This window comes from Conexibacter arvalis, from assembly GCF_014199525.1.
In the GTDB taxonomy this organism is placed as follows: domain Bacteria; phylum Actinomycetota; class Thermoleophilia; order Solirubrobacterales; family Solirubrobacteraceae; genus Conexibacter; species Conexibacter arvalis.
Genome location: NZ_JACHNU010000001.1, coordinates 861,402 through 886,084, shown reverse-complemented (window position 1 = coordinate 886,084; position 24,683 = coordinate 861,402). Strand labels below are relative to the sequence as shown.

Sequence of the window (24,683 nt, the reverse complement as noted above, 5' to 3'; positions counted from 1 at the left end):
GCTACGCCGCCAGCGCCGAGATTGCCGCGCAGGCGGCGGCGTACTCGGCCGGCGGGCGGCCGACGACCGCCTTGAACTCGTTGATGAAGTGGGCCTGATCGAAGTAGCCGAGGTCGAGCGCGAGGCGGCCGAGGTCGAGGCCCGGCTCGTCCGCGATCCGCTCGGCCGCGGTGTGCAGCCGCTGGCGCTGCACGACCCACTTCGGGCTGACGCCGACGTAGTCGTGGAACAGCCGCTGGAGCGTGCGCGCGGAGAGGTGGCAGCGGCGCGCGAGCTGGTCGACGCGCGTGATCGACGGGTCGTCGAGCAGCATCCGCACGATCGCCGCGACCTCGGCGACGCGCGGGTCGGGCCCCGCGTCGCGCTCGCGCAGGAACGCCTCGACCAGCGCGATCCGCTCCTCCGGCCCCTCGCCGGCGCGGACCGCCCGCTCCAGCGCGGCGGCGTCGGCGACGCCGAAGAGCTCGGCGAGCGGGACGACGCGGTCGGTCAGCCGCGCGACGGGGATCCCGGCGAAGGCGCGGAAGCCGCCGGCGCGGAATCTCGTCCCCAGCACCCAGCCGCGACCGTCGAGCCGGTGCCGCGTGCGGGTCGTGCCGACGCCCCAGACGAAGGCGCCCTCCGGCTCGATCGAGAGGTTGACGTTCGGGTGGTTGAGGATCTCCTGCGTGAACGGCGCGCGACCGCGCAGGTCCCAGGCGACGGTCCAGTGGCGCTCGACGGCGTGCGCGAGGTCGGGCGCCACCGGGAAGCGGGCGAGCCGGAAGGTCGTCGCGACGGAGGCCGGGGCGAGGATGCCGCGCGTGTTCTCCAGCGGGGCGGCGCGTCGCGTCATCGTCGCACCGTTGTAACACGCGGCTCCGCGGCGCGGCGCGGTGCGGCGATTCGTCGCGCGCCCTTGCGCCATCCGCAACAGCCGTGCTACGGTCTCCGCCGGCTTTTCAGCCGTTCTTATGCGCAGATCTCGATAACAGCCGCCACGAACGAGCACCGGTCCCGCACCGGTCGCCGCGGCTGTCACCCCGCTCGCAGGCCCCGCGCCTGCCCCGCCCCGTAGAGATCGCGCCCCGAAGGAGTCCGTATGTCATCGGCGTTGCTCGACGCCCGCAGAATCGTCCGCCGCCACGGCGAGCGCACCGTCCTCGACGGCGTCGACCTGCGCGTCGACGCCGGCAGCCGGATCGCGCTCGTCGGGCCCAACGGCGCCGGCAAGTCGACGCTGCTGCGGATCGCCGCCGGGCTGGAGACGCCCGACGGCGGGGCCGTCGCGCGCCACGGCACGATCGGCTACCTGCCGCAGCTGGCGGCCGACGACGGCGCCGCCGGCGAGGCGACCGTGCGCCAGACGATCCTCGAGCGGATCGGCGTCGCTGCGGCGACGCGCGCGCTCGACCGCGAGACCGCGCGGCTCGACGCCGGCGAGCTCGACGCGATCGACGCCCACGCCGACGCGCTCGTCCGCTGGGTGACGCTCGGCGGCGCCGACGCCGAGGCGCGGCTGCACGCCGCCGCGGCCGAGCTCGGCCTCGACGACGGGCTGCTCGACCGTCCGCTGCGGACGCTCTCGGGCGGCCAGGCGGCGCGCGCCGGCCTCGCCGCGCTGCGCACCGCCCGCTTCGACGTCGTCCTGCTCGACGAGCCGACCAACCACCTCGACGCCGACGGCCTCGAGCGGCTGCGCGCGCTGCTGGCCGAGCGCGCGGGCGGCGTCGTGCTCGTCTCGCACGACCGCGCGCTGCTCGCCGACGCGGCGCGCGAGGTGATCGCGCTCGACCCGCACGACGGCAGCGCGACCGCGTACGCCGGCGGCTGGGAGTCCTACGAGCGCGAACGCGACGCCGCGCGCGAGCGCGCCTTCGCCGAGCACGAGGAGGCGCTCGCCAGGCGCGCCCAGCTGACCGCCGCCGCGACCGAGACGCGCCGCCGTGCGAATGCGATGGCCGGCCGCTTCGCGCGTCGCCCCAACGACGGCGACAAGCACGCGAAGGAATGGGTCAAGTCGCGCGCGGACGGCGTCAGACATCGCGCGAGCGTCGTCGCCAGACGGGCCGAGCGGATCGAGGTGCCCGACAAGCCGTGGGAGGAGCGGCCGCTGCGGCTGCGGCTGACCGCGGCGGAGCGGCGCGGCGGGGCCGTCGTCGCGCTGGAGGGGGCGGTGGTGGGCCGCGGCGCCTTCGCGCTCGGTCCGCTCGACCTGGAGCTCCGGCACGGCGAGCGGCTGCTGCTGCGCGGCCCCAACGGCAGCGGCAAGTCGACGCTGCTGGCGGCGCTCGCCGGCGAGCTGGAGCTGACCGCCGGCCGTCGGCGGCTGGCGCCGACGGCGGTCGTCGCGCAGCTCGGCCAGGCGCGCGACCTGCTCGCCGCCGATCCGCGCCCGCTGGTCGCCGCGGTGCGCGAGCAGACCGGCCTTGGCGAGGCCGACGCGCGCACGGCGCTCGCCTCGTTCGGGCTGGAGGCCGACGCCGCGACCCGGCCGGCGGCGACGCTCTCGCCCGGCGAGCGGACGCGCGCGGAGCTGGCGCTGCTCGGCCACCGGCGCGCGACCTGCCTGCTGCTCGACGAGCCGACCAACCACCTCGACGTCGCCTCGCTGGAGACGCTGGAGGCGGCGCTCGCCGAATGGCCCGGCGCGCTCGTCGTCGCGACCCACGACCTGCGGCTGCGCGAGGGCCTGCGGCTGGAGCGGGAGCTGGCGCTGTGAGCGGCGCGCTATTCGCGGGTGGCGTCGATCCGCGCCGCGATCCCGTCGAGCAGCCGCTGCAGGCCCCAGTCGAACGGGTCGGGCGGGTCGTCGTAGGCGCCCGAGGCGTAGATCGCGGTCAGCGTCGGGTAGCGGCCGGGATCGAAGTAGCGCTCCCAGAAGTCGTTGCGCTCCGACCACCACTCCTCGTCGCTCATCCCGCTCTCGCGCGCGACGCGCAGCTGGGTCAGCCTCGTCTGGGCGGCGCCGCGGACGTAGGCGGCGAGCCCGTGGGCGGCGGCGTTCAGCTCCCGCATCGGCAGCCCGCTGTCGGCGACGGCATGCAGCACGGACTCGTAGGTGTCGAGCACGCCGGGGCCGAGCGGGGGGCGGTTGATCGAGACCTCGAGGATCCACGGGTGGCGCAGGTAGAGGGCGAGGTCGAGCCGGGCGAGCGCCTCCAGCTTCGCGCGCCAGTCGCCGGGCAGCGCGTCGGCCTTCGGCTGCCGCGCGAGCACGGCGTCGAACATCAGGTCGACGAGCGCGTCCTTGCTCGGCACGTAGCGGTAGAGCGACATCGTCCCGACGTCGAGCGCGCCGGCGACGGCGCGCATCGAGGCGCCCGCGAGGCCGTCGCGGTCGGCGATCTCGATCCCCGCCTCGACGATCCGCTCGCGTGTCAGTCTCGGCTTCGGGCCGCGTGCCGGCCGCGGGCTCGCTCCCCACAGCAGCTCCATCGTCTGCTCGAAGGCAGCTCGCGCGTCTCTGGACCGGCTCGCCATTGCACGCCGCAGTATAAGTGCGTATGGTGTACGCAATGCAGCGTACGCTGTACCCAATTCACGAAGGGAGCGATGCCGTGACAGATGGCAGACCCGCCATCGTCGCCGCGGGGCTGCGCAAGCGGTTCGGCGAGAAGGTCGCGCTCGACGGGCTCGACCTCGAGGTGCCGGCCGGCACCGTGCTCGGCCTGCTCGGGCCCAACGGAGCCGGCAAGACGACCGCCGTCTCGATCCTCACGACGCTGCTGCGGGCCGACGGCGGCCGCGCGGAGGTCGCGGGCCTCGACGTCGCGGCGCATGCGCCGGAGGTGCGCGCGCGGATCGGCCTCACCGGCCAGACCGACGCGATCGACGAGATCCTCAGCGGCCGCCAGAACCTCGAGCTGTTCGGGCGTCTCCACCACCTCTCGCCGCGGGAGTCGAAGCGGCGCGCCGCCGAGCTGCTGGAGCAGTTCGGGCTGACCGAGGCCGGCGACCGCCAGGCGAAGGGCTACTCGGGCGGCATGAAGCGGCGGCTCGACCTCGCCGTCAGCTTCATCACCGCGCCCCAGGTGCTGTTCCTCGACGAGCCGACGACCGGCCAGGACCCGCGCAACCGGATGGAGGTCTGGTCGGTCGTGCGCGAGCTGGTCGCCGGCGGGACGACGGTGCTGCTGACGACCCACTACCTCGACGAGGCCGACCAGCTCGCCGACAAGATCTCGGTCGTCGACCGCGGCCGCGTGATCGCCGAGGGGACGCCGGACGCGCTCAAGCGCCGCCTCGGCGCCAGCCAGGTCGACCTCGTGCTGCGCGACGACGACGGCGTCACCGCCGCGGCGGGCATCCTCGCGCGCGTCTCCGACGCCGAGCCGGTCGTCGACCGCTCGCGCCGGAGCGTCAGCGCTCCGGTCCACGACCGCGTCGCGTCGCTGACCGAGGTGCTGCAGGCGGTGCAGGCCGCCGGCGTCGCGGTCGAGGACGTCGCGCTGCGCCAGCCGACGCTCGACGACGTCTTCCTGCAGCTGACCGGCAGCCGCGCCGACGGCGGTGAGGCCGACCCGACCCCCGACGACGCCGAGGAGGTGGCGGCATGAGCTCGCTGCGCTGGACGATCTCCGACACGCTCACGCTGACCAAGCGCGACCTGCTGCACTGGCGCTACGAGCCGTCGCGGATCGCCTGGACGCTCGCCTTCCCGGTGATGTCGATCCTGCTGTTCGGCTACGTCTTCGGCAGCGCGATCGTCGTCCCCGGCGGCGAGGACTACCGCGAGTACCTGATGCCCGGCCTGTTCGTGATGGCGGCCGCCTTCGGCATCACCGAGACGTTGTTCGGCATCGCGATGGACACCGAGCGGGGGATCACCAATCGGCTGCGCGCGATGCCGATGTCGCGCGTCGCGATCCTTGGCGGCGGCTGCGTCGCGGCGATGATCAACGCGGTCGTCAACTTCGTCGTGATGATCGCGATGGGCCTCGTCGTCGGCTGGAGCTGGCACGACGGGATCGTCAACGCGCTGCTGGCCGTGCTGCTGCTCCTGCTGCTGCGCTTCTCGGTCCTGTGGATCGGGATCTGGACCGGTCTGCAGATCCGCTCGATCGAGACGGCCGGCAACGTCAGCGGCCTGCTGTTCCCGTTCACGATGATCTCGTCGATCTTCGTCTCGCCGTCGCAGATGCCCGGCTGGCTGCAGACGATCGCCGAGTGGAACCCGCTCTCCTCGACGGTCGGCGCCGCGCGCGAGCTGTTCGGCAACGGCGGCCCGGCGAGCGACAGCTGGGTCGCCCAGCACGCGATCGAGATGGCGATCGTCTGGCCGCTCGTGCTGACCGCGATCTTCGCCCCGCTCGCGGTGCGGAAGTACCAGGCGATGTCGAAGTAGGCCGATGACCGGGAGGTCTGCGTCCCGCGGGCGGCCGCGGCCGGCCGCGGCGAGCGGCCGGCCGCGCCGGCGGGTCAGCGGACCGCGACCTTCGCGGTCACGATTCTCTTGCCCTGCGCGATCCGCAGCGTGTAGCGGCCGCGCGAGACCTTGCGCGTCGGCTTGAGCGCGCGGACGCGGCCCTTCGCGTACGTGCGCCCTCTTCTGAGGAGGCGCGCTCTCGCGGTCGCTCTCGCTCTCGCCGCAGCGCTGCGGGCGCCGTAGGTGACCGTGCACTTGACTCTCTGCGCCGAGCCGGAGCCGGTCACCTTGCAGGTGACGAGCGCGTCGCGGCCGTTGAGGCCTCTGTCGCCCTTGTCGCCCTTCGGGCCGACGGGGCCGGCCGGGCCGGCGGGACCGGCGGCGCCGGCCGGGCCGGGCGCGCCGTCTCTGCCGTCGGCGCCGACGGGACCGGCCGGGCCGGGCTCGCCCGGGTCGCCCTTGTCCCCCTTGTCGCCCTTCGGGCCCTGCCCGCCGCCGCCGGAGCCGTCGCCGACGGTGACGAGCACGCCGGCGGAGCTGGAGGCCGCGAATCTCGTCGGGTCATCCGGCGTGAAGGCGGCCGTCAGCGCGTGGCCGCCGACGCCGAGCACCGCGGTGCGGAAGGTCGCGACGCCGTCCTCCAGCTCGACCGGCTCGCCGAGCGCGGCGCCGCCGTCGTGGAACTGCACGCTGCCGACCGCTCTGCGGCTGACGCGCGCCTCGAGCACGACCTGCTCGCCGCTTCCGATCTGGCGCTTGGAGGCGCCGAGCGTCGTTCTCGTGCCGCGCGCCTCGCCCGGCGCGACCGGGCTCGCGTCGGGATCTCGCTCGAGGTCGGTGACCGTCTTCGGGTTGTCCCAGCCGTCGCCGGGCTTGTCGACGCGGTAGCCGTCGAAGAACTTCCCGTTGGCCAGGCGCGCCTGGTACAGCAGCGAGTTCTGCTTGACGTCGATCAGCTGGTAGAGCTGGATGTTCTGCTCGAAGACGCGGCGTCTGGCGCCGTTGGCGGTCCAGTTCTGGCCGGCGTTGAGCGCGTACATCTTGCCGCCGGAGACCGAGATCGAGTAGACGGGCCCGTGCGACTTCGCCGGGTCGGCGGCGCTGTCGTCGGCGACCATGTTGCCGCGGTTGTAGACGTGGTCGTGCCCCTGCAGGACGAGGTCGACGCCGTATCTGCGGATCAGCGGGTTCCAGTTGTCGCGCACGAGCTGGTTGTTGCGCGAGCTGGTGCCGGCGAAGATCGGATGGTGGAAGGTGACGACCGTCCACTTCGGTCGCTCGGGATCGCTCAGGACCTCCTCGAACCATCTCGTCTGCGCCTCGAGCACGTCCTGCTGGACGGGGCCGTTCTGGAGCGGGCTGGAGTCGAGCGAGATGAAGCGGACGCCCTGGTAGTCGACGAAGTAGGCGCTGCGCTCGACCGCCTCCATGACGCTGCCGTCGGCGCCTCTGGGGCCGTTCTCCGGGAACGGGAACTGCGGCTTCCAGAAGGCCGAGATCGCCGTCGAGCTGTTGTACTCGTGGTTGCCCGGCGTCGCCAGCACGTTGCGCGTCTGGTTGTTGTAGCCGGCGGCGGCGAACCACTCGCCCCACTCCTTGTCCTGCACCTGCAGGGAGGAGTCGGAGGTGCCGGTCTGGTTCATCAGGTCGCCGGCGTGCAGCATCAGCTTCGCCTCCGGGCGGTCGAGCACCGCCTGGTGGAAGACGCGCGGCACCGAGGAGTCGATGTAGTTCTGCGCGTCGCCGAAGTAGATGAACGAGTAGGGCTCCAGGTCGGCCTCGGCGGTCGTGAAGTCCTCCCACGCGCTCCAGTTGTTGATGCTGCCGGCGCCCGAGCCGGTTCTCGTCGGGTCGCTGCCGTCGCCGACGCGGTAGGCGTAGCGGGTGCCCGGCTTCAGGTCTCTGAACTCGACCATGTGGTACCGGTTTCTGTACCCGGTCTTCGGGTCCATCTCGGTCGTCGTCGCCTCGACGGTCACGATTCTCGTGTAGTCGGTGCCGTCGACCGCTCTGTTGCCGACCATCACGTCGCCGAACGCGGCCGGCGCCTCGATGATCTGGGCCTTCGGCGTCTCGGCGTTGGAGCGCCAGTTGACGCGCTGGCTGCGCGCAGGGTCGTCGGTCGGGATCAGGACGACGCGGTCGGGCAACGCCGACGGGGCGTAGCGCTCGATCGCCGGCATCGGGGCGTCGGCCGCGAAGGCGGTGCCAGGCACCAGGGCGGCCGCGGGCAGCGCCGTCGCGACGGCGCAGACCGAGAGGGCCCGCCGCAGCATCCTGCCGGCGGCGAGCGATGAAGCGGGACGGAGGGACGTCACGCGCTCTCCTTCATTCATCGTGGTGAGGGATGTGGCGCGGCATGCGGCCGCACCGACGTCGATGCTTCCCGCGCGCCGGCGGCGAGTCGTTACCTGCCGGTGAAGACGAGGTGAATCATCGTTGCGCCCGCTGCGAGATCGGGTCGGCGGTGAATTCGCCGAGGTGGGACCAGACGACGCACATCACGTTGCGGTCGCCGTCGCCGGTCCAGGAGCGCTCGGTCGGCAGCACGGGATAGACGTCGAGCCTCGCCGGCCCTGAGCCCGGCTCGCCCCACAGCTCTCCGAAGGCGCGCTCGCAGCCGGCGACCCCTTCGCGCTCGACCGCGGCGGCGTCCCACGGGCCGTCGGGCAGGGTGAGGAAGGCGAAGACCTCGTTGTCGGCGCCGACGCACTCGACCGTGTTGAGGATCTCCTCGCCGTGCGCGCGATTCTTCTCCGGGTCGCGGAAGCAGTCGCCATTCTCGAACGTGAGCACGCCCGGCTCGTCGGCGTCGATGAAGTGCGCGTCCTTGACGACGGTCGCCGGAGCGTCGTCGCCGCCCACCGCCGCGACGGCGACCGCCCCCGCCACGATCAGGACGAGCGCGAGCATGAGCGCCAGGCGGCGGCGCGTTGCGGAGAGGGCCGGCATCGACGCCTCACCGTAACGACCCGCTCGCGCGCGGATTTGACCGAGATGTTAATTCATTCGGCGTCGCTCTCGCTGCCGAGGTCCTTGGCCTTCGGCAGCACGAACCACAGCAGCACGAACAGCAGCAGCGCGAGGCCGCCGAAGACCGCCGTCGCGACCGCGCCGAAGAGGTAGTCGGCGATCAGCACCATCGTGCCGACGAGCGCGAGCGCGAGGAAGGCGACGCCGGCGATCGCGAGGCGGTTGGAGATCATCACCAGCTCGCGCTTGCGTCTGGCGCGGAAGTTGAGCCGGTGGTACGCCGTCGGCGCGATCATCAGCGCCGTCGCGATCAGCGCGCAGCAGAGCGTCGCGAAGTAGACGTCGCGCTGGAAGGCGGTGACGTCGCTCCAGCCCTGCTGGAACGGGACGGCGAGCAGGAAGGCGAACAGCACCTGGACGCCGGGGAGCGCGACGCGCAGCTCGTTGAGCAGCTCGAGCAGGTTGCGGTCGAGCCGCTCGGACTCGGTCTCGTGCCGACCGTGGGGCCCGACCTCCTCCTCCGTGGCGCCGCGGTGGGGTGTCGTCGTCTCGGCCATTCGCCCCACTCAACCTTCCCGCGCATCGGGCGGCGCATGCGGCGCGGCATCGCGACGCGGCGCCGAGCCGCCCGCGTCGGGACGGGCGGGCGCCGCGGCCCGGCACCGTCCCGCCGCGGCGCCGAGCCGCCCGCGCCCGGACCAGCGGGCGTCGCGACCCTGCACCGTCCCGGAGCGTTCTCAGGGTCGCTTCCGGGTCATGCCGGATGGTGGCGCGCACGGCGCTGCTCCATCGTGATCGGCACGACCTGAGACCCCGACCCGGAGGGCGCGGCCGGCCCGCGTCCCCGAACCGCCCGAAAGGACCCCCACGATGCCTCACGACGCCTCCCCGGCGCCGCCGCTGCGGCGCGCCTCCGGCGACCGCGTCCTGCTCGGCGTCTGCGGCGGCATCGCCCGCACGCTCGACGTGCGGCCGCTGCTCGTCCGCGCCGCGGCCGCGCTCCTCGCCGCGCTCGCCTTCCCGCTCGTGCTCGCGGCCTACGCGGCCGGGGCGCTGATCGTCCCGCGCGACGACGGACGGGTGCTGCTCGGCGGCGAGCCGGCCGACGGGCGCGAGCAGCTGCTCGGCTGGACGGTCGTCCTGTCGGCCGGCTTCCTGCTGCTGGCCGCGGGCTTCGAGCCCGGCCAGCTCGTCTGGCCGGCGCTGTCGCGCAGCTCGCTCCTGCTCGCCGGCTTCGCGATCGTCTGGCTCGCGATCCGCGACGCGCGCGGCCCCGCGGTCGCGGCGGCGCCGGCCGCCTCCGGGACGCCATCGCCGGCGGCGCCGGTCGCCCCCGGGGCCCCGTCCCCGGCGGCGCCGCCCGCCGGCGTCGCGCCGGCTTCGTCCGGGCCGGCCGCGGCTGTCAGCGCGGACGCCGCCGCATCGACGGCGGCATCGGCGATCCCGCCGCTGCCGGTGCCGGTCTCGCGGCCGGCGGTGCCAGCTCAGCCGCCGGCCGCGCCGCCCGCCGACGCCGCGGACGAGACCGCGGTACGCGGCGGCACCGACGATCAGACCGCGGTGCGCGGCGGCGCCGCCGACCGGGCCGAGCCGCCCGCCGACCCCGCGGATGAACCGACGGCCGTGCTCAGCGCCGCCGCGCCGACCGCCGTCCACGTACCGACGGTCCCGGAGCGGCCGCGGCGCAAGCAGCGGACCGGACTGCTGGTCGCCGGCACGATCGCGCTCGTGCTCGCCGCGATCGCGACGGCCGGCGCGGTCGCGCTCGCGGCGATCGGCGGGGTCGGCGATCGCAGCGAGCGGCCGGCGACGGCCGGCGATCTGCATTCGCAGTACCGTCTCGGCGTGGGATCGCTCGACCTCGACCTGCGCGACGTCAGCTTCCCGGCCGGCGCGACCGACCTGCGCGCCCGCGTCGCCGCCGGCTCGCTGACCGTCTTCCTGCCGCGCGGCGTGCGCGTCGAGTCGGTCGGGCCGACCGAGCCGACCGGCGTCGCGCGCGTCAACCGCCTCGCGCGCGAGGTCGCGGCCGAGCGACGGTCGCGCGCGGCCGCCGCCGACAGCGCGAGACGAGGGTCCGGGCGCCGGGGCGATGGCGACCGTGCCGCAGCGCGGCGAGCCGGCAGCCGCGCCCGGGTGGTCCCGCCGGTCCTCCAGCTCGACGCCGACGTCGCGCTCGGCTCCGCCTCGGTGGTCGCGCCGGGTGGCTGAGCGGCCGCCGCACGCCGCACCCGCGCCGCCCGCCCCGCGCAGACCGCTCGTCCGCTCGGCCGAGCACCGCGTGCTGTTCGGGGTGTGCGGCGGGCTCGGGGAGGCGCTCGGCGTCGACCCGGTGCTGGTGCGGCTCGCCTTCGCGGTCGCTGCGGTCGCCGGCGGGATCGGGATCGCCGTCTACCTCGCCGCCGTCCTGCTGCTGCCCGGCCCGCCGCCCGGCGCCCCGCACCGGCCGTACCGCCATCGCGCGCAGGAGGCGCTCGGGCTCGGCATGCTGCTGTTCGTCGGCGCCGCGGTGCTGTCGCAGAGCGGCATCCTGCTGCCGCTCGACGTGCTCGGCCCGGGCGTCCTGCTGCTCGGCGGGCTGGCGCTGATCTGGCGCCAGGCGTCGCCCGACAGCGCGCCGAGCGTCCCCGAGCTCGCCGCCCAGGCCGGCATGCCGGACTCCCGCGACGTCGCCCGCACGCTGCTGGGCCTGATGCTCGTCGGCGGCGGCGCGCTGCTGTTCCTGCGCCTCGGCGCCGACGCGACCGCGTTCGTCTCCGCGGCGATCGCCGCGAGCATCGCGGCCGCCGGGATCGGCCTGCTGGTCGGCCCGCGCCTGCGCCGCGCCCGCGTCGAGGCGGAGGCAGAGCGCGGCGAGCGGATCCGCACCGAGGAGCGAGCGCTCGTCGCCGCGCGGCTGCACGACTCGGTGCTGCAGACGCTCGCGTTGATCCAGCGCACCTCCGACGCGCGCAGAGCCCAGCTGCTGGCGCGCCGTCAGGAGCGCGAGCTGCGCGCGTGGCTGTACGGCGGCGAGGAGGCCGGCGCTCCGCAGACCTTCGCCGCCGCGCTGCGCCACGCCGCCGACGAGGTCGAGGCCGACTATGGCGTCGGGATCAGACTGGTGCAGCCGCGCGACGCGGCGCTCGACGCCGACCTCGAGGCGCTGGTCGCCGCCGCGCGCGAGGCGATGACGAACGCCGCCAAGCACGCCGGCGTCGACGAGGTCTCGGTGCTGGCCCGCGTCACCGACGGTGAGGCGTCGGTCTTCGTGCGCGATCGCGGGCGCGGCTTCCAGCGCGCCCTCGTCGCGCCCGACCGCCGCGGCCTGCGCGAGTCGATCGAGGCGCGGATGGCCCGCCACGGCGGCCGTGCGACGATTGACGCCCGGCCCGGCGAGGGCACCGAGATCGAGTTGACGCTGCCGAGGAAGACGCCATGAACCGCCCGCTGCGCAAGGTCGTGATCGTCGACGACCACGCGATCTTCCGCGCCGGCCTGAAGGCCGGCCTGGGCCCGACGATCGACGTCGTCGGCGAGGCCGGCACGGTCGAGGAGGCGGTGCCGCTGATCCGCTCGCTCGACCCCGACGTCGTCGTGCTCGACGTCCACCTGCCCGACGGCGGCGGCCAGGCGGTGATCGGCCCGGTCCATGCCGAGCGGCCGGGCGTCCGCTTCCTCGCGCTGTCGGTCTCCGACGCCGCCGAGGACGTCGTCGCGGTGATCCGCGCCGGCGCGCGCGGCTACGTGACGAAGTCGATCGCGCCCGACGAGCTGCTCGACGCGATCCACCGCGTCGCCGACGGCGACGCCGTCTTCTCGCCGTGGCTGGCCGGCTTCGTGCTCGACGCCTTCGGCAGCGGCGGCGGCGACGGCGGAGCGGGCGCGCCGGGCGCCTCCGCCGATCCCGAGCTCGACCAGCTGACCGCGCGCGAGCAGGACGTGCTGCTGCTGATCGCGCGCGGCTACCTGTACAAGGAGATCGCGGCGAGGCTCCACATCTCGCGCAAGACGGTCGAGTCGCACGTCTCCAACGTCCTGCGCAAGCTGCAGCTCTCCAACCGCGCCGAGCTGACCCGGTGGGCGGCGCAGCGGCGGATGATCTAGCGGCGCGCCGCTACGCGGCCGGGGTCGCGTCGCCGCGGCGGGCGCGGCGGCGCAGCAGCCAGACGAGCCCGGCGACGCACCCGAGCACGACGAGGATTCTCAGCGGCAGCCCGTATCTCTCGACGACGTCGGTGACGTCCTCCCAGTTGGCGCCGAGCTGCTTGCCGGCGTAGACCAGGATCAGGTTCCAGACGAGGCTGCCGATCGTCGTCAGGACGATGAAGCGCGGCAAGGTCATCCGCATCATGCCGGCCGGGATCGAGACGACGCTGCGCGCGATCGGGATCACCCGCGCGACGAGCACGACCCAGTCGCCCCAGCGGTCGAACCAGCGCTCGGCGCGGTCGAGGTCGGCGGCGGTGACGCGCAGGACTCTGCCCCAGCGCAGCGTCAGCGGGCGGCCGCCGTAGAGGCCGATCGCGTAGAGGATCAGCGCGCCGGCGAGCGAGCCGAGCGTCGCCGCCAGGACGACGAGCAGGAACTCCAGCTTGCCGGCGTCGACCTCGAAGCCCGCGAGCGGGAGGACGACCTCTGAGGGGATCGGTGGGAAGACGTTCTCCGCGACCATCGCCGCGAAGATGCCGGGGTAGCCGGCCGTCGTGACGGCATCCCGCGCCACCTCGGTGATCTTGTCGAGCACGTCGGGGAGGCTAGCGGTCGTCCGCGCGCGGCGCGTTGGAGCCAGCCCCCGCCTGCGCGATGGAGCCAGCTCCTCGATCCCCCGCGTCGCCGGCGTCGCTGCCGGCGCCCGCGAGCGCCGGCTCGGCCGATGCCGTCGCGCGGCGCCGGCGCGCGATCCGCTGCGGCCGCTTCACGCGCACCTCCTGCGCGAGGAAGTAGGAGCCGATCACGAACGCCATCGCCGCGACCTGCGCGCCGACCGTCTCCCACGTCGGGTAGACGCCGAACCAGAGGCTGAGCCAGTAGGGCGGGTCGGCGTCGATCGGCGTGATCGGGAGCCAGCCGGTCCCCTGCATCGTGCGCGCCGTCTGCCCGACCATCACGACGAGCACGAAGCCGATCATCACGCCGGTGACGACCAGCATCTTCTTGTACGGCAGCTTGCGCTGGAGGGCGAAGGTGAGCACCGCGACGGCGAGCACCATCGCGAGGCCGAGCCCGGCGCCCTCGACGACCGTCGCGGTGCCGGCGCTCAGCTCCAGCGACTGCAGGAAGAGGACGGTCTCGAAGCCCTCGCGGTAGACGCTCGTGAGGCCGAGCAGGACGAGGCCGATCACCTGCGCCGAGAGGAAGCCGATCGTGTCGAATCTCTCCAGCCGCCTGCGCCGGCGGTGGAACTTGCCGATCCACTCCGACCAGTAGACCTTGTGGAAGAACCAGTTGGTGATCAGCAGCAGGACGGCGATCGCGACCAGCCCGACGATCGCCTCCAGCTTCTCGCCGTACCGGTCCAGGGAGGTCAGGATCGTCTGCGCCAGCGCCCACGTGATCAGCGAGGCGACGAGGCCGAGGCCGGCGCCGATCAGCACCGGCCGCCGCATCCGCCGCTTGGCGCCGATGAACGAGGCGGTGATCGCGGCGAGGATCAGGACCGCCTCGAGCCCCTCGCGGAAGACGAGGATCGCCGAGTTGACGACGACCTGCGCCTTGTTCGCGCTGTCGCCGAGCGTCGCGGCCGAGTCGGCGAGCCGCTCGTCGAGCGCCAGCCGCGTCGCGTGGATCTCGCGGCGCGGGGCGCGCCGGTCGATCAGGTTCGCGAGCCCCTCGTGGTCGAGCGCGCCGAACCAGATCAGCCCCTCGACGTCGAGCGCGAGCCCGGGGTCGAACGCCTTCAGCCGCCGCTCCGGGCCGAACTCGAAGAAGGCGTACGCCTCCAGCCGCGCCTGCTCGGCCTGGCGGTACTGGCCGGCGCCGGCGGCCGCCTCCATGCGGTCGAGCGTCAGCGCGATCAGGTCGTAGTCGGACTCGTCGGTCTCCTCCTTCCAGGCGGAGGGCATCGCCGCCTCCAGGCCGTCCTCGATCCGCGAGGTCAGCCGCTCGACCTCGCCGGGATCGGCGACGCCGTCGGTTCTTCTCGTCGCCGCGTCGACGATCGCGCCGAGCTGCTCGAGCTGGCCGGCGACCCGCTCGGTGCTCGCGGGGTCGCGCTTGGCGAGCGTCGACTGGAGGTCCTGGAAGGCGGCGAGGGCGCCTCTCTGGAAGGCGTCGGCCTCCTGGATCTCGAAGTCGAGCGTGACGCGCCCGTCCTTCACGCCGCGGCCGTACTCGACCGGCACCAGCGCGAGGAAGCGCAGCAGCTGCTGGGCGCGGCGGGCCGCCTCCTCGTCGGTGAACGGCGCGGCGGTGAAGCCCTCCAGCGCCGCGACCGCGTCGTCGCGCGCCGCCCGGAAGGCGGGCCGGTCGCCGGCCCGCGCCGCGCGCGCCAGCCGCCCGTAGGCGGCGAGCGCGCGGTCGGCGCTCGCGTCGCCCATCTCCTGCACGTAGCGCGGCAGCAGGATCGCGAAGTAGCCGGCCGCCTGCGCCGCCGCCTCGGCGCGGCGGTTGGGCAGGTCGCGCGCGTCGCCGCGGGCGGCGTCGTCGAGCAGCTCGCGCAGCCGCGCCTGGTAGGCGTCGAGCAGGTCCTTGGCGACGATCGCGCGCGCCTCGGCCGGCGGGATTCTGCGACGGCTCAGCTGGCGCACGGCGAGCGTCGCGTCGCCGCCGGGGCGGGTGAAGCGGGTCGCGGTGCGGAACTCGCGCAGCAGCAGCCACGCCCGCGCCGTCGCGGCGTCGCCGTCCTGCACCGCGTCGAGCGTGACGGCGAACGAGCCGGCGAAGAGCGCGGCGCGGACCTCCCCGCGCGCGCCCGCCAGCCGCGCCTGGTCGCCGGCGGCCGCGGCGCGGCGGGCGTCGGCGAAGCCGGCGCGGATCGTCGCGTCGGCGTCGCGGTCGGCCGCGCCGACCGTCGCGCCGAGCGCGCGCACGTAGCGGGCGCGGGCGCCGTCGACCTCGCGGACGGCGTCGGCGCGCGTGCCAAGGATCAGCGCCGTCTGCGCCTCGAACAGCTGGCCGCTGACGCGCTGCGCGACCTGCCACGGCGGCGCCTGCCCGGCCGCCGCGGCGCTGGCGCTTCCCGCTGCGGCCGCCCCGGCCGCCCCGGCCGCCAGCACGGCGGCGAGGAGCGCCAGCAGCAGTGGAAGGGCGCGGAGGCGGTGCGTCATCGTCGCGCTACTCCTGCAGCGTGACGCCGAGCTGCGTCGCCGCCTGCGAGACCTGTCCTGCGATCGCCTCCGCCCGGTCCTGCGCCTCGCCGCCGAGCGCGTCGGCGTCGCTGGCGGTGAATCTGCGGCCGCCGGCCTCCTCGTCGCGCAGCCGCTCGGCGAAGCGGGTGAGCTGCCGCAGCGACGTGCCGGTCTGCCGCGCCTGCTGCGCGTCGACGTCGGCGATCGTCGGCTCGATCGAGTCGTACACCAGCACGAGCCCGCCAAGGATGTCGGCGATGTCGGAGAGGCGCGAGGTGCCGACGAAGCCCGACTCGGTCGCTCTGCCGCCGGCGATGAAGCGCGAGTTCTTCCACGCCTCGAAGTACTCCGACATCGTCGGCGTCATCACGACGACGGCGGTGAAGACGTCTTCGGGCGCCGGCTCCCAGTCATGGGCGGCGGCGTCGAGCTCTCTCGCGGTCGCGTGGAAGTCGCGCGCGGTCGCGACGAGGAAGTCGGCGTCGGGCAGCGCCTCCCCGAACTCGACGGTGCCGTCGCCGTCCAGGTCGGCTCTGACGCCGCTGACGGTGAATCTCGGCTCGGTGCCGAAGACCGAGGTCTCGACCAGCGCGAAGAAGTTGCCCGGCTGTCTGTAGGTTCTGCCGGCCGGCGTCCTGATCGAGAAGGGGACGGCGTTCTCCGGGTCGCTGGCGTCGCTGCCGGCGTCGATGATCAGGTCGTAGTCGGCCAGCTCCGGCACGCCCGCGACGACGCCCTCCATCTCCTCGTAGGAGGGGTTGGCGGTGCGCAGGTCCCGCTGCAGCGCTCTGACCGCTCTCGCGACCTCGGCCCGTCTCGTCGCGAGCAGCCGCGCGTAGTCGAAGTCGGCCGCCTCGGCGAGCGCGTGGTAGGCCTCCGCGTCTCTGCGCAGCGTCGCGGTGTGGTCGACCAGCCGCCGCGTGTGGTCGAAGAGGTACGCCTGGATCGAGCGGTAGTCGATCGAGGCCGTCGCGGTCGTGGCGGCGTCGGTCGTCGCGCCGGCCGAGCCGTCGTCGTCTCCGCCGCATGCGCCGAGCGCGAACGCGAGCGCCGCGCCTGCAGCGAGCATGGCGAGGGCCTTCCGCCAGCGCGGAGTGGGCGTCGTCATCGTCACTCCTGGGTCGTGTGGGCCTTGCCGCGCCGGGGAGGGCGGCACGCGACTTAGGGCATCCTAACGCCGGATTCCCGTCTGTCCGCATCTCGGAGCAGCTTCCCGTCAAGCGGGCGCGTCAGCGTCTACGCCAGGTCCGGCGCCCGCCCCGGCGAACGCGGGCGGCGCGACCCTCGTGCAGCCCGTACCGACCGCCATCCGAGCGCGGGCTACGCTGGGCCGATGCCGCAGCAGACCGTGCTCGTCGTCGACGACGACGCCCCCGTCCGACGGATGCTCGAGCGGACGCTCGCCGCCGAGGGCTGGAGCGTGCAGGCGGTCGCGGACGGCGGTGCGGCGCTGGCGGCCGTCGAGCGCGCCGTGCCCGACGCCGTCGTGCTCGACGTCGCGATGCCCGGCCTCGACGGGCTGGCCGTCGCGCGGCGGCTGCGCGGGAAGGGCCTCGCGACGCCGATCCTCCTGCTGACCGCGCGCGACGCCGTCTCCGACCGCGTCGCCGGCCTCGACGCCGGCGCCGACGACTACCTCGTCAAGCCGTTCGCGACCGAGGAGCTGAGCGCCCGGCTGCGCGCGCTGCTGCGGCGCGGCAAGGCCGTCCCGGAGCTGCTCGCCTTCGCCGACGTGACGCTCGACCCCTCGACCGGCCGCGCGACGCGCGGCGAGCGCGACCTCGAGCTGACGCCGCGCGAGGCCGAGCTGCTCGCGTTGCTGCTGCGCGACCCGCGCGCGGTGATCTCGCGCGAGCGGGCGCTGGAGGAGGTGTGGGGCGGCGAATGGGAGGCGCAGCCGAACGTCGTCGACCGCTACGTCGCCTACCTGCGCAGGAAGCTCGGCGAGCCGCCGCTGATCAAGACGGTCCGCGGCGTCGGCTTCGTGCTCGCCGGCTGAGCCGCCGGCGCGCGCCCGCCGCGTTCGCTGGCGGCCGCCCGGCGGATCGGGCCCGCCGCCGGCGCGCGCCCGCCGGCCGTCCGGCTCAGCCCGCGCCGAGCGCCCGCTCGACGAACGGCTCGATCAGCGCCATCACCGTCGGGATCGTCTGCTCCGGCGGGTCCTTCGGCAGCATCGCGTAGGAGAGCGCGAGGCGCACGAGGCATTCGGCGAGCACCTCGGCGTCGGCGCGCTCGGCCTGCGGCCAGCCCTCGCAGATCACGTCGACCAGCCGCGCGGAGGCGAAGGCGACGACCGGCTGCGACTGGGTCGTCACGAGCGGCAGCATCCCGCCGGTGCCGTCATCGCGCAGCAGCGCGATCACGAGCTGGTCCTCGGCGGCGGCGTCGAGGAAGACGCCGAGCGCCGCGGCGAGGGCGGCGCGGGAGTCGCCGAAGTGGGAGCGGACGGCCTGCTCGACCGCCTCGAGGAAGCGGGTCCCCTCGCGCACGACGAACAGCTGCGCGAACTCGTCGCGCGAGCCGAACTCCTTGTAGAGCGTCTGGCGGCTGACGCCGGCGGCGGCCGCGACCTCGGCCATCGTGACCTCCGCCCACGGCCGCTCCTGGATCAGGTCGCGGGCGGCGTCGAACAGCGTCTCGCGCAGCAGCTCTCTCGCCGCGACGGCGTAGGGGGTGCGGGCCTGGCGCATCCCCCCAATGGTGGCAGCCGGGACGGCCGTCGCCCTCACTCCTCGGGCTCGAAGTCGACCTTGTCGCGCACGCCGCAGTCGGGGCAGGCCCAGTCGTCGGGGACCTCGCTCCACGGCGTCCCGGCCGGAAAGCCCTCGCGCGGGTGGCCGGCGGCCTCGTCGTAGACGTAGCCGCAGCCGGGGCATCTCCACGCGCTCATGGGGACACCGCCGACTTCCGCGAACGAGCCCCTGGCGAGTTCGCGCCAAGCGGGCAAGCCCCCTGGGCGCGGCCCGCCGCGCTCATGCAGCGCCTCCGGCCGCCGCCGCGCCGGCCGCGCCGCCGGCCCCGGCCGCGCCGCTGCCGCCGCCGTAGCGGCGCAGCACCTTGTCGCGCGTGCGCGGGTGGATGTTCGCGCGCGTCACGTCCCCGCCGTAGTGGTCGAGCAGGCGGTGGTCCATCACGCGCCGCCACAGCGGCGGGATCCATGCGAGCACGATCATCCCCGCGTAGCCGGTCGGCAGCTGCGGCGCGCCGTCCATGTGGCGCAGCGCCTGGTAGCGCCGCATCGGGTTGGCGTGATGGTCGGAGTGGCGCTGGAGGTGGTAGAGCAGGACGTTCGAGGCGACGTTGTTGCTGTTCCAGCTGTGCTCGGGGCGGGTCCGCTCGTAGCGGCCGTCCTCGCGTCTCTGCCGCAGCAGGCCGTAGTGCTCGAGGTAGTTGACGACCTCCAGCAGCGAGAATCCGATCACCGCCTGCAGCAGCAGGTACGGCAGCACGACCCATCCGAAGATCAGCGTCAGCGCGGCGAACAGCACGACCGTCATCAGCCAGGCGTTGACGATGTCGTTCTTGAGGCTCAGGTGGCGCGCTCTCAGCCGGTCGAGCCGGACCGCCTCCAGCTCCCACGCCGACGTGACGCTGCCCTTGACGGTGCGCGGCAGGAACTCCCAGAACGACTCGCCGACGCGCGAGCTGGCGGGATCCTCCGGCGTCGCGACGCGGACGTGGTGGCCGCGGTTGTGCTCGATGAAGAAGTGGCCGTAGCCGCTCTGCGCGAGCGCGACCTTCGACAGCCACCGCTCGTTGCTCGCGCGCTTGTGGCCGAGCTCGTGGGCGGTGTTGATCGCGATCCCGCTGACGACGCCCATCGTCAGCGCCAGCCCGATCGACGCGGCGACTGACAGCCCGCCGTCGGCCCACAGCCAGCAGGCGAGCACGAGACCGGCGTACTGGAGCGGGATGAACGCGTAGGTGCACCAGCGGTAGTAGCGGTCCTGCTCGAGCCATTTGAGGACGCTGTCGGGCGGGTTGTCGGGATCGGTCCCGATCGCCAGGTCGAGCAGCGGGAAGACGCCGAAGACGAGCACCGGGCCGAGGAACCAGAAGGCGTCGACGCCGGTCGCCTCGACCAGCCCCCAGGCGATGAACGGGGCGAGCGGGACTATCAGCCCCAGCAGCCAGGCGTACCGCTTGCCGTCCTTCCACGTCGCGGGCGTCAGCTCGACGCCGTCGTCGTGGTGGTGATGGTGGTGGTGCGCCTCGTCGCCGTACGAGTCGTGCGCGCCCTCAACAGATGACATGACTGCGTCTCCTCCGGGATCGTCAACGCAACCTGCGTACGCGAGATTGACACGAGAGCGGATGTGTGTCAACCGAGAAGCCGCCTGCGAGAGCCGCGCGGGACCCGACGAGGGACCTGGAGCCGCGTTCGCGACGCGACGGGAGCAGCGCCGCGGTGCCGTCGGAGATCCGTGGCCGCCCGGCGCTGTCGGCGGCGGCGCGCGGCACTACGCTTCAGCGCATGTCCCGCCTCTCGCTGCGCGTGCGCGTCGCGCTCGCCGCGGCGCTCGCGATCGCGATCGCGGTGGCGCTGCTCGGCGCGGCGACGCTGACGCTCGTCGACCGCCAGCTGCGCAGCTCGCTCGACGACGGCCTGCGCGACCGCGCCGTCGAGGTCGCCCGCCTCGCCGCCACGACGCCGAGACTGCTGACCGCGGCCGGCGTGCTGGAGGGGCGCGTCGGCACGAGCGCCGCGTACGTTCAGGTCGTCGACGACCAGGGCCGGATCGTCGCCCGCTCCGGCGCGCTCGGCGGCCGCGTGCTGCCCGAGGCGGCGGCGCTGCGGCGAGCGCTCCACGAGCGCGACGCAGACTTCGGCGACGTGCGGCTCGGCGAGGAGGAGCTGCGCGTCTACGCCGCGCCGATCGGGACGGTCGGCGGCGGGCCGGCGGCGGGCGGCGCGGTCGCGGTCGCCGGCACGACGAGCGGGATCGCCGACATCGTCGACCCGCTGCGCGGGCTCGTGCTGGTCGCGGCGATCGTCGCGGCGGCGCTCGCGGCGCTGTTCGCCGTCTGGCTGACGCGGCGCGCGCTGCGACCGCTCACGCGCATGACCGACGACGCCGAGGAGATCGCCCGCACCGGCGACCCGTCGCGCCGGCTGGGCGGCCGCGGCGCCGCCGCGCGCGACGAGGTCGGGCGCCTGACGGCGACGCTCGACACGATGCTCGACTCGCTCGCACGCGCCCGCGCGCGCGAGCGCCGCTTCGTCGACGACGCCTCGCACGAGTTGCGCACGCCGCTGACGGCGCTGCGCGGCAACGCCGCCTACGTCGCCCGCCACGGCGCCGACGAGGCGGCGCTCGCCGACATCGAGCACGACGCCGAGCGGCTCGCGCAGCTGCTCGACGACCTGCTCGCGCTCGCGCGCGAGGATGCCGCCGAGGAGGCCGCGCAGGCCGGCGGCGAGACGGTCGACCTCGCCGCGCTGGCGCGCGACGTCGCCGCCGACCATCCGCGCACGACGGTCGTGACGGCCGGCGGCGACGCGCTCGTGCGCGGCGATCGCGACGCGCTCGCGCGGGCCGTCCGCAACCTCGTCGAGAACGCCGAGCGCCACGGCCCGCCCAAGGGCCGGATCGAGATCGCCGTCAGCGGCGGTGCGCGGCACGCCAGGATCGCCGTCAGCGACGAGGGCGAGGGCCTTGGCCCCGACGAGGCCGAGCGGGCCTTCCAGCGCTTCTGGCGCGGCGAGGGCGCGGCGGAGGGCGGCTCCGGGCTCGGGCTCGCGATCGTGCAGGCGACGGCGGCGCGCCACGGCGGCCGCGCGACCGTCGCCGGCGCGACCTTCACGTTGGAGCTCCCTCTCAAGGATCTCTCAAAGAACGGGCATACAACTCACGCGCCACCCGACGCGAAGGAACCGTCATGAACCGCTTGCGAACGATCTCGACCCGCAGACTGATCGCCGTGATCGCCGGCCTGGTCGTGCTGATCGCCGGCGCCGGCATCGCGCAGGCCGCGCTCGGCGGCAGCGACCGCGTGCCGCCGCGGGTCCCGCTTGCGAACGCGATCCACCAGGCGCTGACGGCGCCGCGCGTGGAGGGCGTCAGCGCGCGGATCGAGTTCACCAACCGCCTGATCCCGTCGGGCGCGATGCCGAGCGGCGGCCACAGCGGCCCGACGCCGCTGCTGTCGGGCGCCTCCGGCCGGCTGTGGTGGGCCGAGGACGGCCGCTTCCGGCTCGAGCTGCAGTCCGACGGCGGCGACGCGCAGGTGAGCTCCGACGGCAGAGCGCTGACCGTCTACGACGCCCGCTCCAACTCCGCCTACCGGATCGCGCTGCCCTCCGACGAGGCCGACGGCGACGCGCGCGGGGAGCGAGCGCACGGCACCCCGCCGACGCTCGAGCAGGTCAGAAGAGGGCTCGCGCGGCTCGCCGAGACGTGGTCGCTCGCCGGCCCCGACGCGGTCAACCTCGCCGGCCGGCCGAGCTACTCGGTGCGGATCGCGCCCAAGCACGACGGCGGCCTGCTCGGCGCCGCGACGCTGGCGTGGGACGCGGCCAACGGCGTACCGCTGCGCGCCGCCGTCTACGCCGAGGGCGAGTCCGACCCGGTGCTGGAGCTGGAGGCGACCGACGTCTCCTACGGCGCGCTGGACGCCGACGACCTCGCCGCCGACCTGCCCGACGACGCCGAGGTCACCGACCTCAGCCCGGCCGACGACGCCTCCGGCCGCGGCGCGCCCGGCGCGGCCGGCGGCGCGAAGCTCGGCGCGGTCCGCGGCGTCGACGCGGTCCAGGCGCGGCTGCCGTTCGAGCTCGCGGCGCCCAAGACGCTCGCCGGCCTCCCGCGCCGCGCCGTCTGGCTGGCGCGCCCGCACGGCAGACCGACCGCGATCGTCACCTACGGCGAGGGGCTCGGCGCGATCGTCGTCGCCCAGTTCGAGGTCGGCGACGAGACGGCCGGGGGACCGCTGTTCGGCGGCGGCGACCATGGGCTGCAGCTGCCGCGGATCAACATCGACGGCGCGACCGGCAGCGAGCTGGCGACCGCGCTCGGCACGCTCGTGACGTTCGAGCGCGACGGCGTCGGCCACGTCGTCGCCGGCTCGATCCCGCCGCAGGCGGCCGAGACGGCGGCGCGGGAGCTGCGCTGATGGCCCCGTCACTCGACCAGCGGCCTCGGATCGCGTCGGAGGAGCTGACGCCCGAGGCGCGCTCCTCCGCCCCGACGGCGACCGTCGCCGCGCCCCACCCGATCGAGGCGCGCGGATTGGTCAAGCGCTACGGCCACCTGACGGCGGTCGACCACGTCGACATCACTGTCGAGGCCGGCACCGTCTACGGCTATCTCGGTCCCAACGGCGCCGGCAAGACGACCTCGCTGCGGATGCTGCTCGGACTGATCCGCCCCGACGAGGGGACGGCGAAGCTGTTCGGCCGCGACCCGCTCGAAGAGGGCGCGGCCGCGCTCGACGGCGTCGCCGGCTTCGTCGAGGCGCCGCGCTTCTACCCGTACCTGAGCGGCCGCCGCAACCTCGAGCTGATGGCCGCGCTCGACGGCGGCGACGCCCCCGACCGGATCGACGCGGCGCTCGAGACGGTCGGCCTCGCCGGCCGCGACGGCGACAAGGTGAAGGGCTACTCGCACGGGATGAAGCAGCGGCTGGGGATCGGCGCCGCGCTGCTGCGCGACCCAAGGCTGCTGCTGCTCGACGAGCCGACGACCGGCCTCGACCCGGCCGGCATGCGCGACATGCGCGAGCTGGTGAGACGGCTCGCCGCCGACGGCATCACCGTGCTGCTCTCCTCCCACCTGATGGGCGAGGTCGAGGAGCTGTGCGACCGCGTCGCGATCGTCCGCTCCGGCAGGGTGATCTACGAGGGCGCGCTCGACGCGCTGCTGCGCTCGACCGGGCAGCGCTACCGGCTGCGCACGACCGACGACGAGCGCGCGTGGGACGTCTGCTCCTACCGCCCCGACGTCAGCGATCTGCGCAGAGGCCCCGACGGCCTCACCTTCGCCGCCGACGAGGAGGAGGCGGCGCTGCTGTCGCTCGCGCTGGCGCACAACGGCGTCGGCGTCACGGCGCTGGTGCCGGCGGCGGCGTCGCTGGAGGAGCTGTTCTTCCGCTTCACCGAAGGAGACGAGCAGGAGGTGCCCGCATGAGCCCGCCCGAGATCGCCGCCCGCGGCGCCGCGCCGGCCGCGCGCGCCTCCGCACCCGGCGCCCCGGCCGGGCAGGCGGCGCGCGGCGCGGCCGACGCCCGCTCCGGCGCGGCCGCCCCCGCGGCGGCGCGCGCCGCGCGTGCCCGCGCCCGCCGGCCGCGGACCGCCGCGGTCTACAAGTGGGAGCTGCTGAAGCTGCGCGCGCAGAAGCGCACGTACCTGGGGCTCGGTGCGGCGGTGATCGTGCCGATCATCTTCCTCGCGGCGCTCGAGGCACAGGGAAGCGGGCCCGACGAGGTCCCGTTCGGCCGCTACGTGACGCAGACCGGGCTCGCGATCCCGCCGGTGCTGCTGCTGTTCAGCTCGATCTGGCTGTTCCCGCTGATCGTCTCGCTGGTCGCAGGCGACATCGTCGCCAACGAGGACGGCAACGGCACGCTCAAGACGATCCTCACGCGCTCCGTCGACCGCCATCAGATCTTCGTCGCGAAGGTGCTCGCCGCGTTCACCTACGCGGTGACGGCGCTGGTCCTGTTCGCCGGCACCGGCCTGCTGCTCGGCTGCCTGCGCTACGGCTTCGACCCGCTCGTCTCGCTGTCGGGGACGACGATCGAGACCGGGCGGGGGCTGACGCTGCTCGGCGCGGCGCTGCTCGCGTACCTGATGCCGGTGCTCGCGATCGCGTCGATCGCGCTGCTGCTGTCGACCGTCACGCGCAACTCGGCGGCGGCGGTCGTCGGCGCGCTGATGTTCTCGCTGATCCTCCAGATCATCGGCCTGATCTCCGGCCTCGACGCGATCCGCCCCTACCTGCTGTCGACCCAGTTCGACGCCTGGCAGGGCCTGCTGCGCGAGCCGATCGACTGGGCGCCGATCGTCCGCTCGGCCTGGGTCTGCGCCCTCTACGCCGTCCCGTCGCTCATCGCCGCCCTGCTCGTCTTCATGCGCCGCGACGTGACCGGCGGCTGAG

At 74.6% G+C, this 24,683-nt stretch carries 22 protein-coding genes; 11 read left to right on the top strand and 11 right to left on the bottom strand.

Features of this window, described 5'->3' with window-relative positions:
- Position 1: 1 nt before the first annotated feature.
- Positions 2 to 835 (bottom strand): AraC family transcriptional regulator, encoded by an 834-nt coding sequence (locus tag BDZ31_RS04180; RefSeq protein ID WP_183339284.1) that lies wholly within the window; start codon positions 833 to 835, stop codon positions 2 to 4.
- A gap of 246 nt (positions 836 to 1,081) precedes the next feature.
- On the opposite strand from BDZ31_RS04180, the gene BDZ31_RS04175 reads away from it, so the two are divergent.
- Positions 1,082 to 2,701: an ABC-F family ATP-binding cassette domain-containing protein gene (locus BDZ31_RS04175; RefSeq protein ID WP_183339283.1), complete on the top strand. Its 1,620-nt coding sequence runs from the start codon at positions 1,082 to 1,084 to the stop codon at positions 2,699 to 2,701.
- Positions 2,702 to 2,709: 8 nt separating this feature from the next.
- Here the strand turns inward: BDZ31_RS04175 and BDZ31_RS04170 are convergent, their stop codons facing one another.
- Complete coding sequence (locus tag BDZ31_RS04170) at positions 2,710 to 3,462, bottom strand: TetR/AcrR family transcriptional regulator (RefSeq protein ID WP_183339281.1); 753 nt, start codon at positions 3,460 to 3,462, stop codon at positions 2,710 to 2,712.
- A gap of 77 nt (positions 3,463 to 3,539) precedes the next feature.
- Here BDZ31_RS04170 and BDZ31_RS04165 point away from each other — a divergent pair, with 77 nt between their 5' ends.
- The gene (locus tag BDZ31_RS04165; RefSeq protein ID WP_425492716.1) at positions 3,540 to 4,538 is read left to right on the top strand and encodes an ATP-binding cassette domain-containing protein; all 999 of its coding nucleotides are present in this window, start codon (positions 3,540 to 3,542) and stop codon (positions 4,536 to 4,538) included.
- Positions 4,535 to 5,326, top strand: a complete 792-nt coding sequence (locus BDZ31_RS04160) for an ABC transporter permease (RefSeq protein ID WP_183339277.1) — start codon at positions 4,535 to 4,537, stop codon at positions 5,324 to 5,326. Before BDZ31_RS04165 ends, BDZ31_RS04160 begins: the two co-directional genes overlap by 4 nt.
- A gap of 74 nt (positions 5,327 to 5,400) precedes the next feature.
- Here BDZ31_RS04160 and BDZ31_RS04155 read toward each other — a convergent pair whose 3' ends face one another.
- From BDZ31_RS04155 to BDZ31_RS04145, 3 genes are all read right to left on the bottom strand, one after another.
- The gene (locus tag BDZ31_RS04155) at positions 5,401 to 7,665 is read right to left on the bottom strand and encodes a metallophosphoesterase (RefSeq protein ID WP_343075516.1); all 2,265 of its coding nucleotides are present in this window, start codon (positions 7,663 to 7,665) and stop codon (positions 5,401 to 5,403) included.
- Positions 7,666 to 7,780: 115 nt separating this feature from the next.
- A complete protein-coding gene (locus tag BDZ31_RS04150; RefSeq protein ID WP_183339275.1) occupies positions 7,781 to 8,299 on the bottom strand; it encodes a hypothetical protein in 519 nt (172 codons plus the stop codon).
- Between the two features lie 53 nt (positions 8,300 to 8,352).
- Positions 8,353 to 8,877, bottom strand: coding sequence for a DUF6328 family protein (locus tag BDZ31_RS04145; RefSeq protein WP_183339273.1), 525 nt, complete (start codon positions 8,875 to 8,877; stop codon positions 8,353 to 8,355).
- A gap of 313 nt (positions 8,878 to 9,190) precedes the next feature.
- On the opposite strand from BDZ31_RS04145, the gene BDZ31_RS04140 reads away from it, so the two are divergent.
- Genes BDZ31_RS04140 through BDZ31_RS04130 form a run of 3 tightly spaced genes read left to right on the top strand, consistent with a single transcriptional unit; the run spans position 9,191 to position 12,406 of the window.
- Positions 9,191 to 10,531: a PspC domain-containing protein gene (locus BDZ31_RS04140; protein WP_183339271.1), complete on the top strand. Its 1,341-nt coding sequence runs from the start codon at positions 9,191 to 9,193 to the stop codon at positions 10,529 to 10,531.
- Positions 10,524 to 11,741 (top strand): PspC domain-containing protein, encoded by a 1,218-nt coding sequence (locus BDZ31_RS04135; protein WP_183339269.1) that lies wholly within the window; start codon positions 10,524 to 10,526, stop codon positions 11,739 to 11,741. Before BDZ31_RS04140 ends, BDZ31_RS04135 begins: the two co-directional genes overlap by 8 nt.
- Positions 11,738 to 12,406 (top strand): response regulator, encoded by a 669-nt coding sequence (locus BDZ31_RS04130; protein ID WP_183339267.1) that lies wholly within the window; start codon positions 11,738 to 11,740, stop codon positions 12,404 to 12,406. The genes BDZ31_RS04135 and BDZ31_RS04130 overlap by 4 nt, the downstream gene beginning before the upstream one ends.
- Positions 12,407 to 12,416: 10 nt before the next feature.
- Here BDZ31_RS04130 and BDZ31_RS04125 read toward each other — a convergent pair whose 3' ends face one another.
- From BDZ31_RS04125 to BDZ31_RS04115, 3 genes are read right to left on the bottom strand one after another with little or no spacing between them, the layout of a single operon-like run.
- Positions 12,417 to 13,046, bottom strand: coding sequence for a VTT domain-containing protein (locus tag BDZ31_RS04125; protein WP_183339265.1), 630 nt, complete (start codon positions 13,044 to 13,046; stop codon positions 12,417 to 12,419).
- Between the two features lie 10 nt (positions 13,047 to 13,056).
- Positions 13,057 to 15,567, bottom strand: a complete 2,511-nt coding sequence (locus BDZ31_RS04120; protein ID WP_183339263.1) for an FTR1 family protein — start codon at positions 15,565 to 15,567, stop codon at positions 13,057 to 13,059.
- Between the two features lie 7 nt (positions 15,568 to 15,574).
- Positions 15,575 to 16,657, bottom strand: coding sequence for an EfeM/EfeO family lipoprotein (locus BDZ31_RS04115; RefSeq protein ID WP_183339261.1), 1,083 nt, complete (start codon positions 16,655 to 16,657; stop codon positions 15,575 to 15,577).
- A gap of 264 nt (positions 16,658 to 16,921) precedes the next feature.
- On the opposite strand from BDZ31_RS04115, the gene BDZ31_RS04110 reads away from it, so the two are divergent.
- Positions 16,922 to 17,587 (top strand): response regulator transcription factor, encoded by a 666-nt coding sequence (locus BDZ31_RS04110; RefSeq protein WP_183339259.1) that lies wholly within the window; start codon positions 16,922 to 16,924, stop codon positions 17,585 to 17,587.
- An 85-nt stretch (positions 17,588 to 17,672) separates the two neighbouring features.
- Here the strand turns inward: BDZ31_RS04110 and BDZ31_RS04105 are convergent, their stop codons facing one another.
- From BDZ31_RS04105 to BDZ31_RS04095, 3 genes are all read right to left on the bottom strand, one after another.
- The gene (locus BDZ31_RS04105) at positions 17,673 to 18,278 is read right to left on the bottom strand and encodes a TetR/AcrR family transcriptional regulator (protein ID WP_183339257.1); all 606 of its coding nucleotides are present in this window, start codon (positions 18,276 to 18,278) and stop codon (positions 17,673 to 17,675) included.
- Between the two features lie 35 nt (positions 18,279 to 18,313).
- Positions 18,314 to 18,478, bottom strand: a complete 165-nt coding sequence (locus tag BDZ31_RS04100; RefSeq protein ID WP_183339255.1) for a rubredoxin — start codon at positions 18,476 to 18,478, stop codon at positions 18,314 to 18,316.
- 82 nt (positions 18,479 to 18,560) lie between these two features.
- Positions 18,561 to 19,841: an alkane 1-monooxygenase gene (locus tag BDZ31_RS04095; RefSeq protein WP_183339253.1), complete on the bottom strand. Its 1,281-nt coding sequence runs from the start codon at positions 19,839 to 19,841 to the stop codon at positions 18,561 to 18,563.
- 221 nt (positions 19,842 to 20,062) lie between these two features.
- On the opposite strand from BDZ31_RS04095, the gene BDZ31_RS04090 reads away from it, so the two are divergent.
- The 4 genes from BDZ31_RS04090 to BDZ31_RS04075 are packed head-to-tail and all read left to right on the top strand — an operon-like array spanning position 20,063 to position 24,682.
- A complete protein-coding gene (locus BDZ31_RS04090; protein WP_183339251.1) occupies positions 20,063 to 21,472 on the top strand; it encodes a sensor histidine kinase in 1,410 nt (469 codons plus the stop codon).
- Entirely contained in the window at positions 21,469 to 22,701 is a 1,233-nt protein-coding gene (locus BDZ31_RS04085) for a hypothetical protein (protein WP_183339249.1), read from the top strand. Before BDZ31_RS04090 ends, BDZ31_RS04085 begins: the two co-directional genes overlap by 4 nt.
- Positions 22,701 to 23,714 (top strand): ABC transporter ATP-binding protein, encoded by a 1,014-nt coding sequence (locus BDZ31_RS04080; RefSeq protein WP_183339247.1) that lies wholly within the window; start codon positions 22,701 to 22,703, stop codon positions 23,712 to 23,714. Before BDZ31_RS04085 ends, BDZ31_RS04080 begins: the two co-directional genes overlap by 1 nt.
- Complete coding sequence (locus BDZ31_RS04075) at positions 23,711 to 24,682, top strand: ABC transporter permease (protein WP_183339245.1); 972 nt, start codon at positions 23,711 to 23,713, stop codon at positions 24,680 to 24,682. The genes BDZ31_RS04080 and BDZ31_RS04075 overlap by 4 nt, the downstream gene beginning before the upstream one ends.
- The last annotated feature ends 1 nt before the right edge of the window (position 24,683 follow it).

Excerpts from the sequence above, each read along its gene's own strand:
- BDZ31_RS04180 (WP_183339284.1), bottom strand. The coding sequence starts at position 835 with ATGACGCGACGCGCCGCCCCGCTGGAGAACACGCGCGGCATCCTCGCC.
- BDZ31_RS04175 (WP_183339283.1), top strand. The coding sequence starts at position 1,082 with ATGTCATCGGCGTTGCTCGACGCCCGCAGAATCGTCCGCCGCCACGGC.
- BDZ31_RS04170 (WP_183339281.1), bottom strand. The coding sequence starts at position 3,462 with ATGGCGAGCCGGTCCAGAGACGCGCGAGCTGCCTTCGAGCAGACGATG.
- BDZ31_RS04160 (WP_183339277.1), top strand. The coding sequence starts at position 4,535 with ATGAGCTCGCTGCGCTGGACGATCTCCGACACGCTCACGCTGACCAAG.
- BDZ31_RS04150 (WP_183339275.1), bottom strand. The coding sequence starts at position 8,299 with ATGCCGGCCCTCTCCGCAACGCGCCGCCGCCTGGCGCTCATGCTCGCG.
- BDZ31_RS04145 (WP_183339273.1), bottom strand. The coding sequence starts at position 8,877 with ATGGCCGAGACGACGACACCCCACCGCGGCGCCACGGAGGAGGAGGTC.
- BDZ31_RS04140 (WP_183339271.1), top strand. The coding sequence starts at position 9,191 with ATGCCTCACGACGCCTCCCCGGCGCCGCCGCTGCGGCGCGCCTCCGGC.
- BDZ31_RS04130 (WP_183339267.1), top strand. The coding sequence starts at position 11,738 with ATGAACCGCCCGCTGCGCAAGGTCGTGATCGTCGACGACCACGCGATC.
- BDZ31_RS04120 (WP_183339263.1), bottom strand. The coding sequence starts at position 15,567 with ATGACGCACCGCCTCCGCGCCCTTCCACTGCTGCTGGCGCTCCTCGCC.
- BDZ31_RS04115 (WP_183339261.1), bottom strand. The coding sequence starts at position 16,657 with ATGCTCGCTGCAGGCGCGGCGCTCGCGTTCGCGCTCGGCGCATGCGGC.
- BDZ31_RS04110 (WP_183339259.1), top strand. The coding sequence starts at position 16,922 with ATGCCGCAGCAGACCGTGCTCGTCGTCGACGACGACGCCCCCGTCCGA.
- BDZ31_RS04105 (WP_183339257.1), bottom strand. The coding sequence starts at position 18,278 with ATGCGCCAGGCCCGCACCCCCTACGCCGTCGCGGCGAGAGAGCTGCTG.
- BDZ31_RS04100 (WP_183339255.1), bottom strand. The coding sequence starts at position 18,478 with ATGAGCGCGTGGAGATGCCCCGGCTGCGGCTACGTCTACGACGAGGCC.
- BDZ31_RS04095 (WP_183339253.1), bottom strand. The coding sequence starts at position 19,841 with ATGTCATCTGTTGAGGGCGCGCACGACTCGTACGGCGACGAGGCGCAC.
- BDZ31_RS04090 (WP_183339251.1), top strand. The coding sequence starts at position 20,063 with ATGTCCCGCCTCTCGCTGCGCGTGCGCGTCGCGCTCGCCGCGGCGCTC.
- BDZ31_RS04085 (WP_183339249.1), top strand. The coding sequence starts at position 21,469 with ATGAACCGCTTGCGAACGATCTCGACCCGCAGACTGATCGCCGTGATC.
- BDZ31_RS04080 (WP_183339247.1), top strand. The coding sequence starts at position 22,701 with ATGGCCCCGTCACTCGACCAGCGGCCTCGGATCGCGTCGGAGGAGCTG.
- BDZ31_RS04075 (WP_183339245.1), top strand. The coding sequence starts at position 23,711 with ATGAGCCCGCCCGAGATCGCCGCCCGCGGCGCCGCGCCGGCCGCGCGC.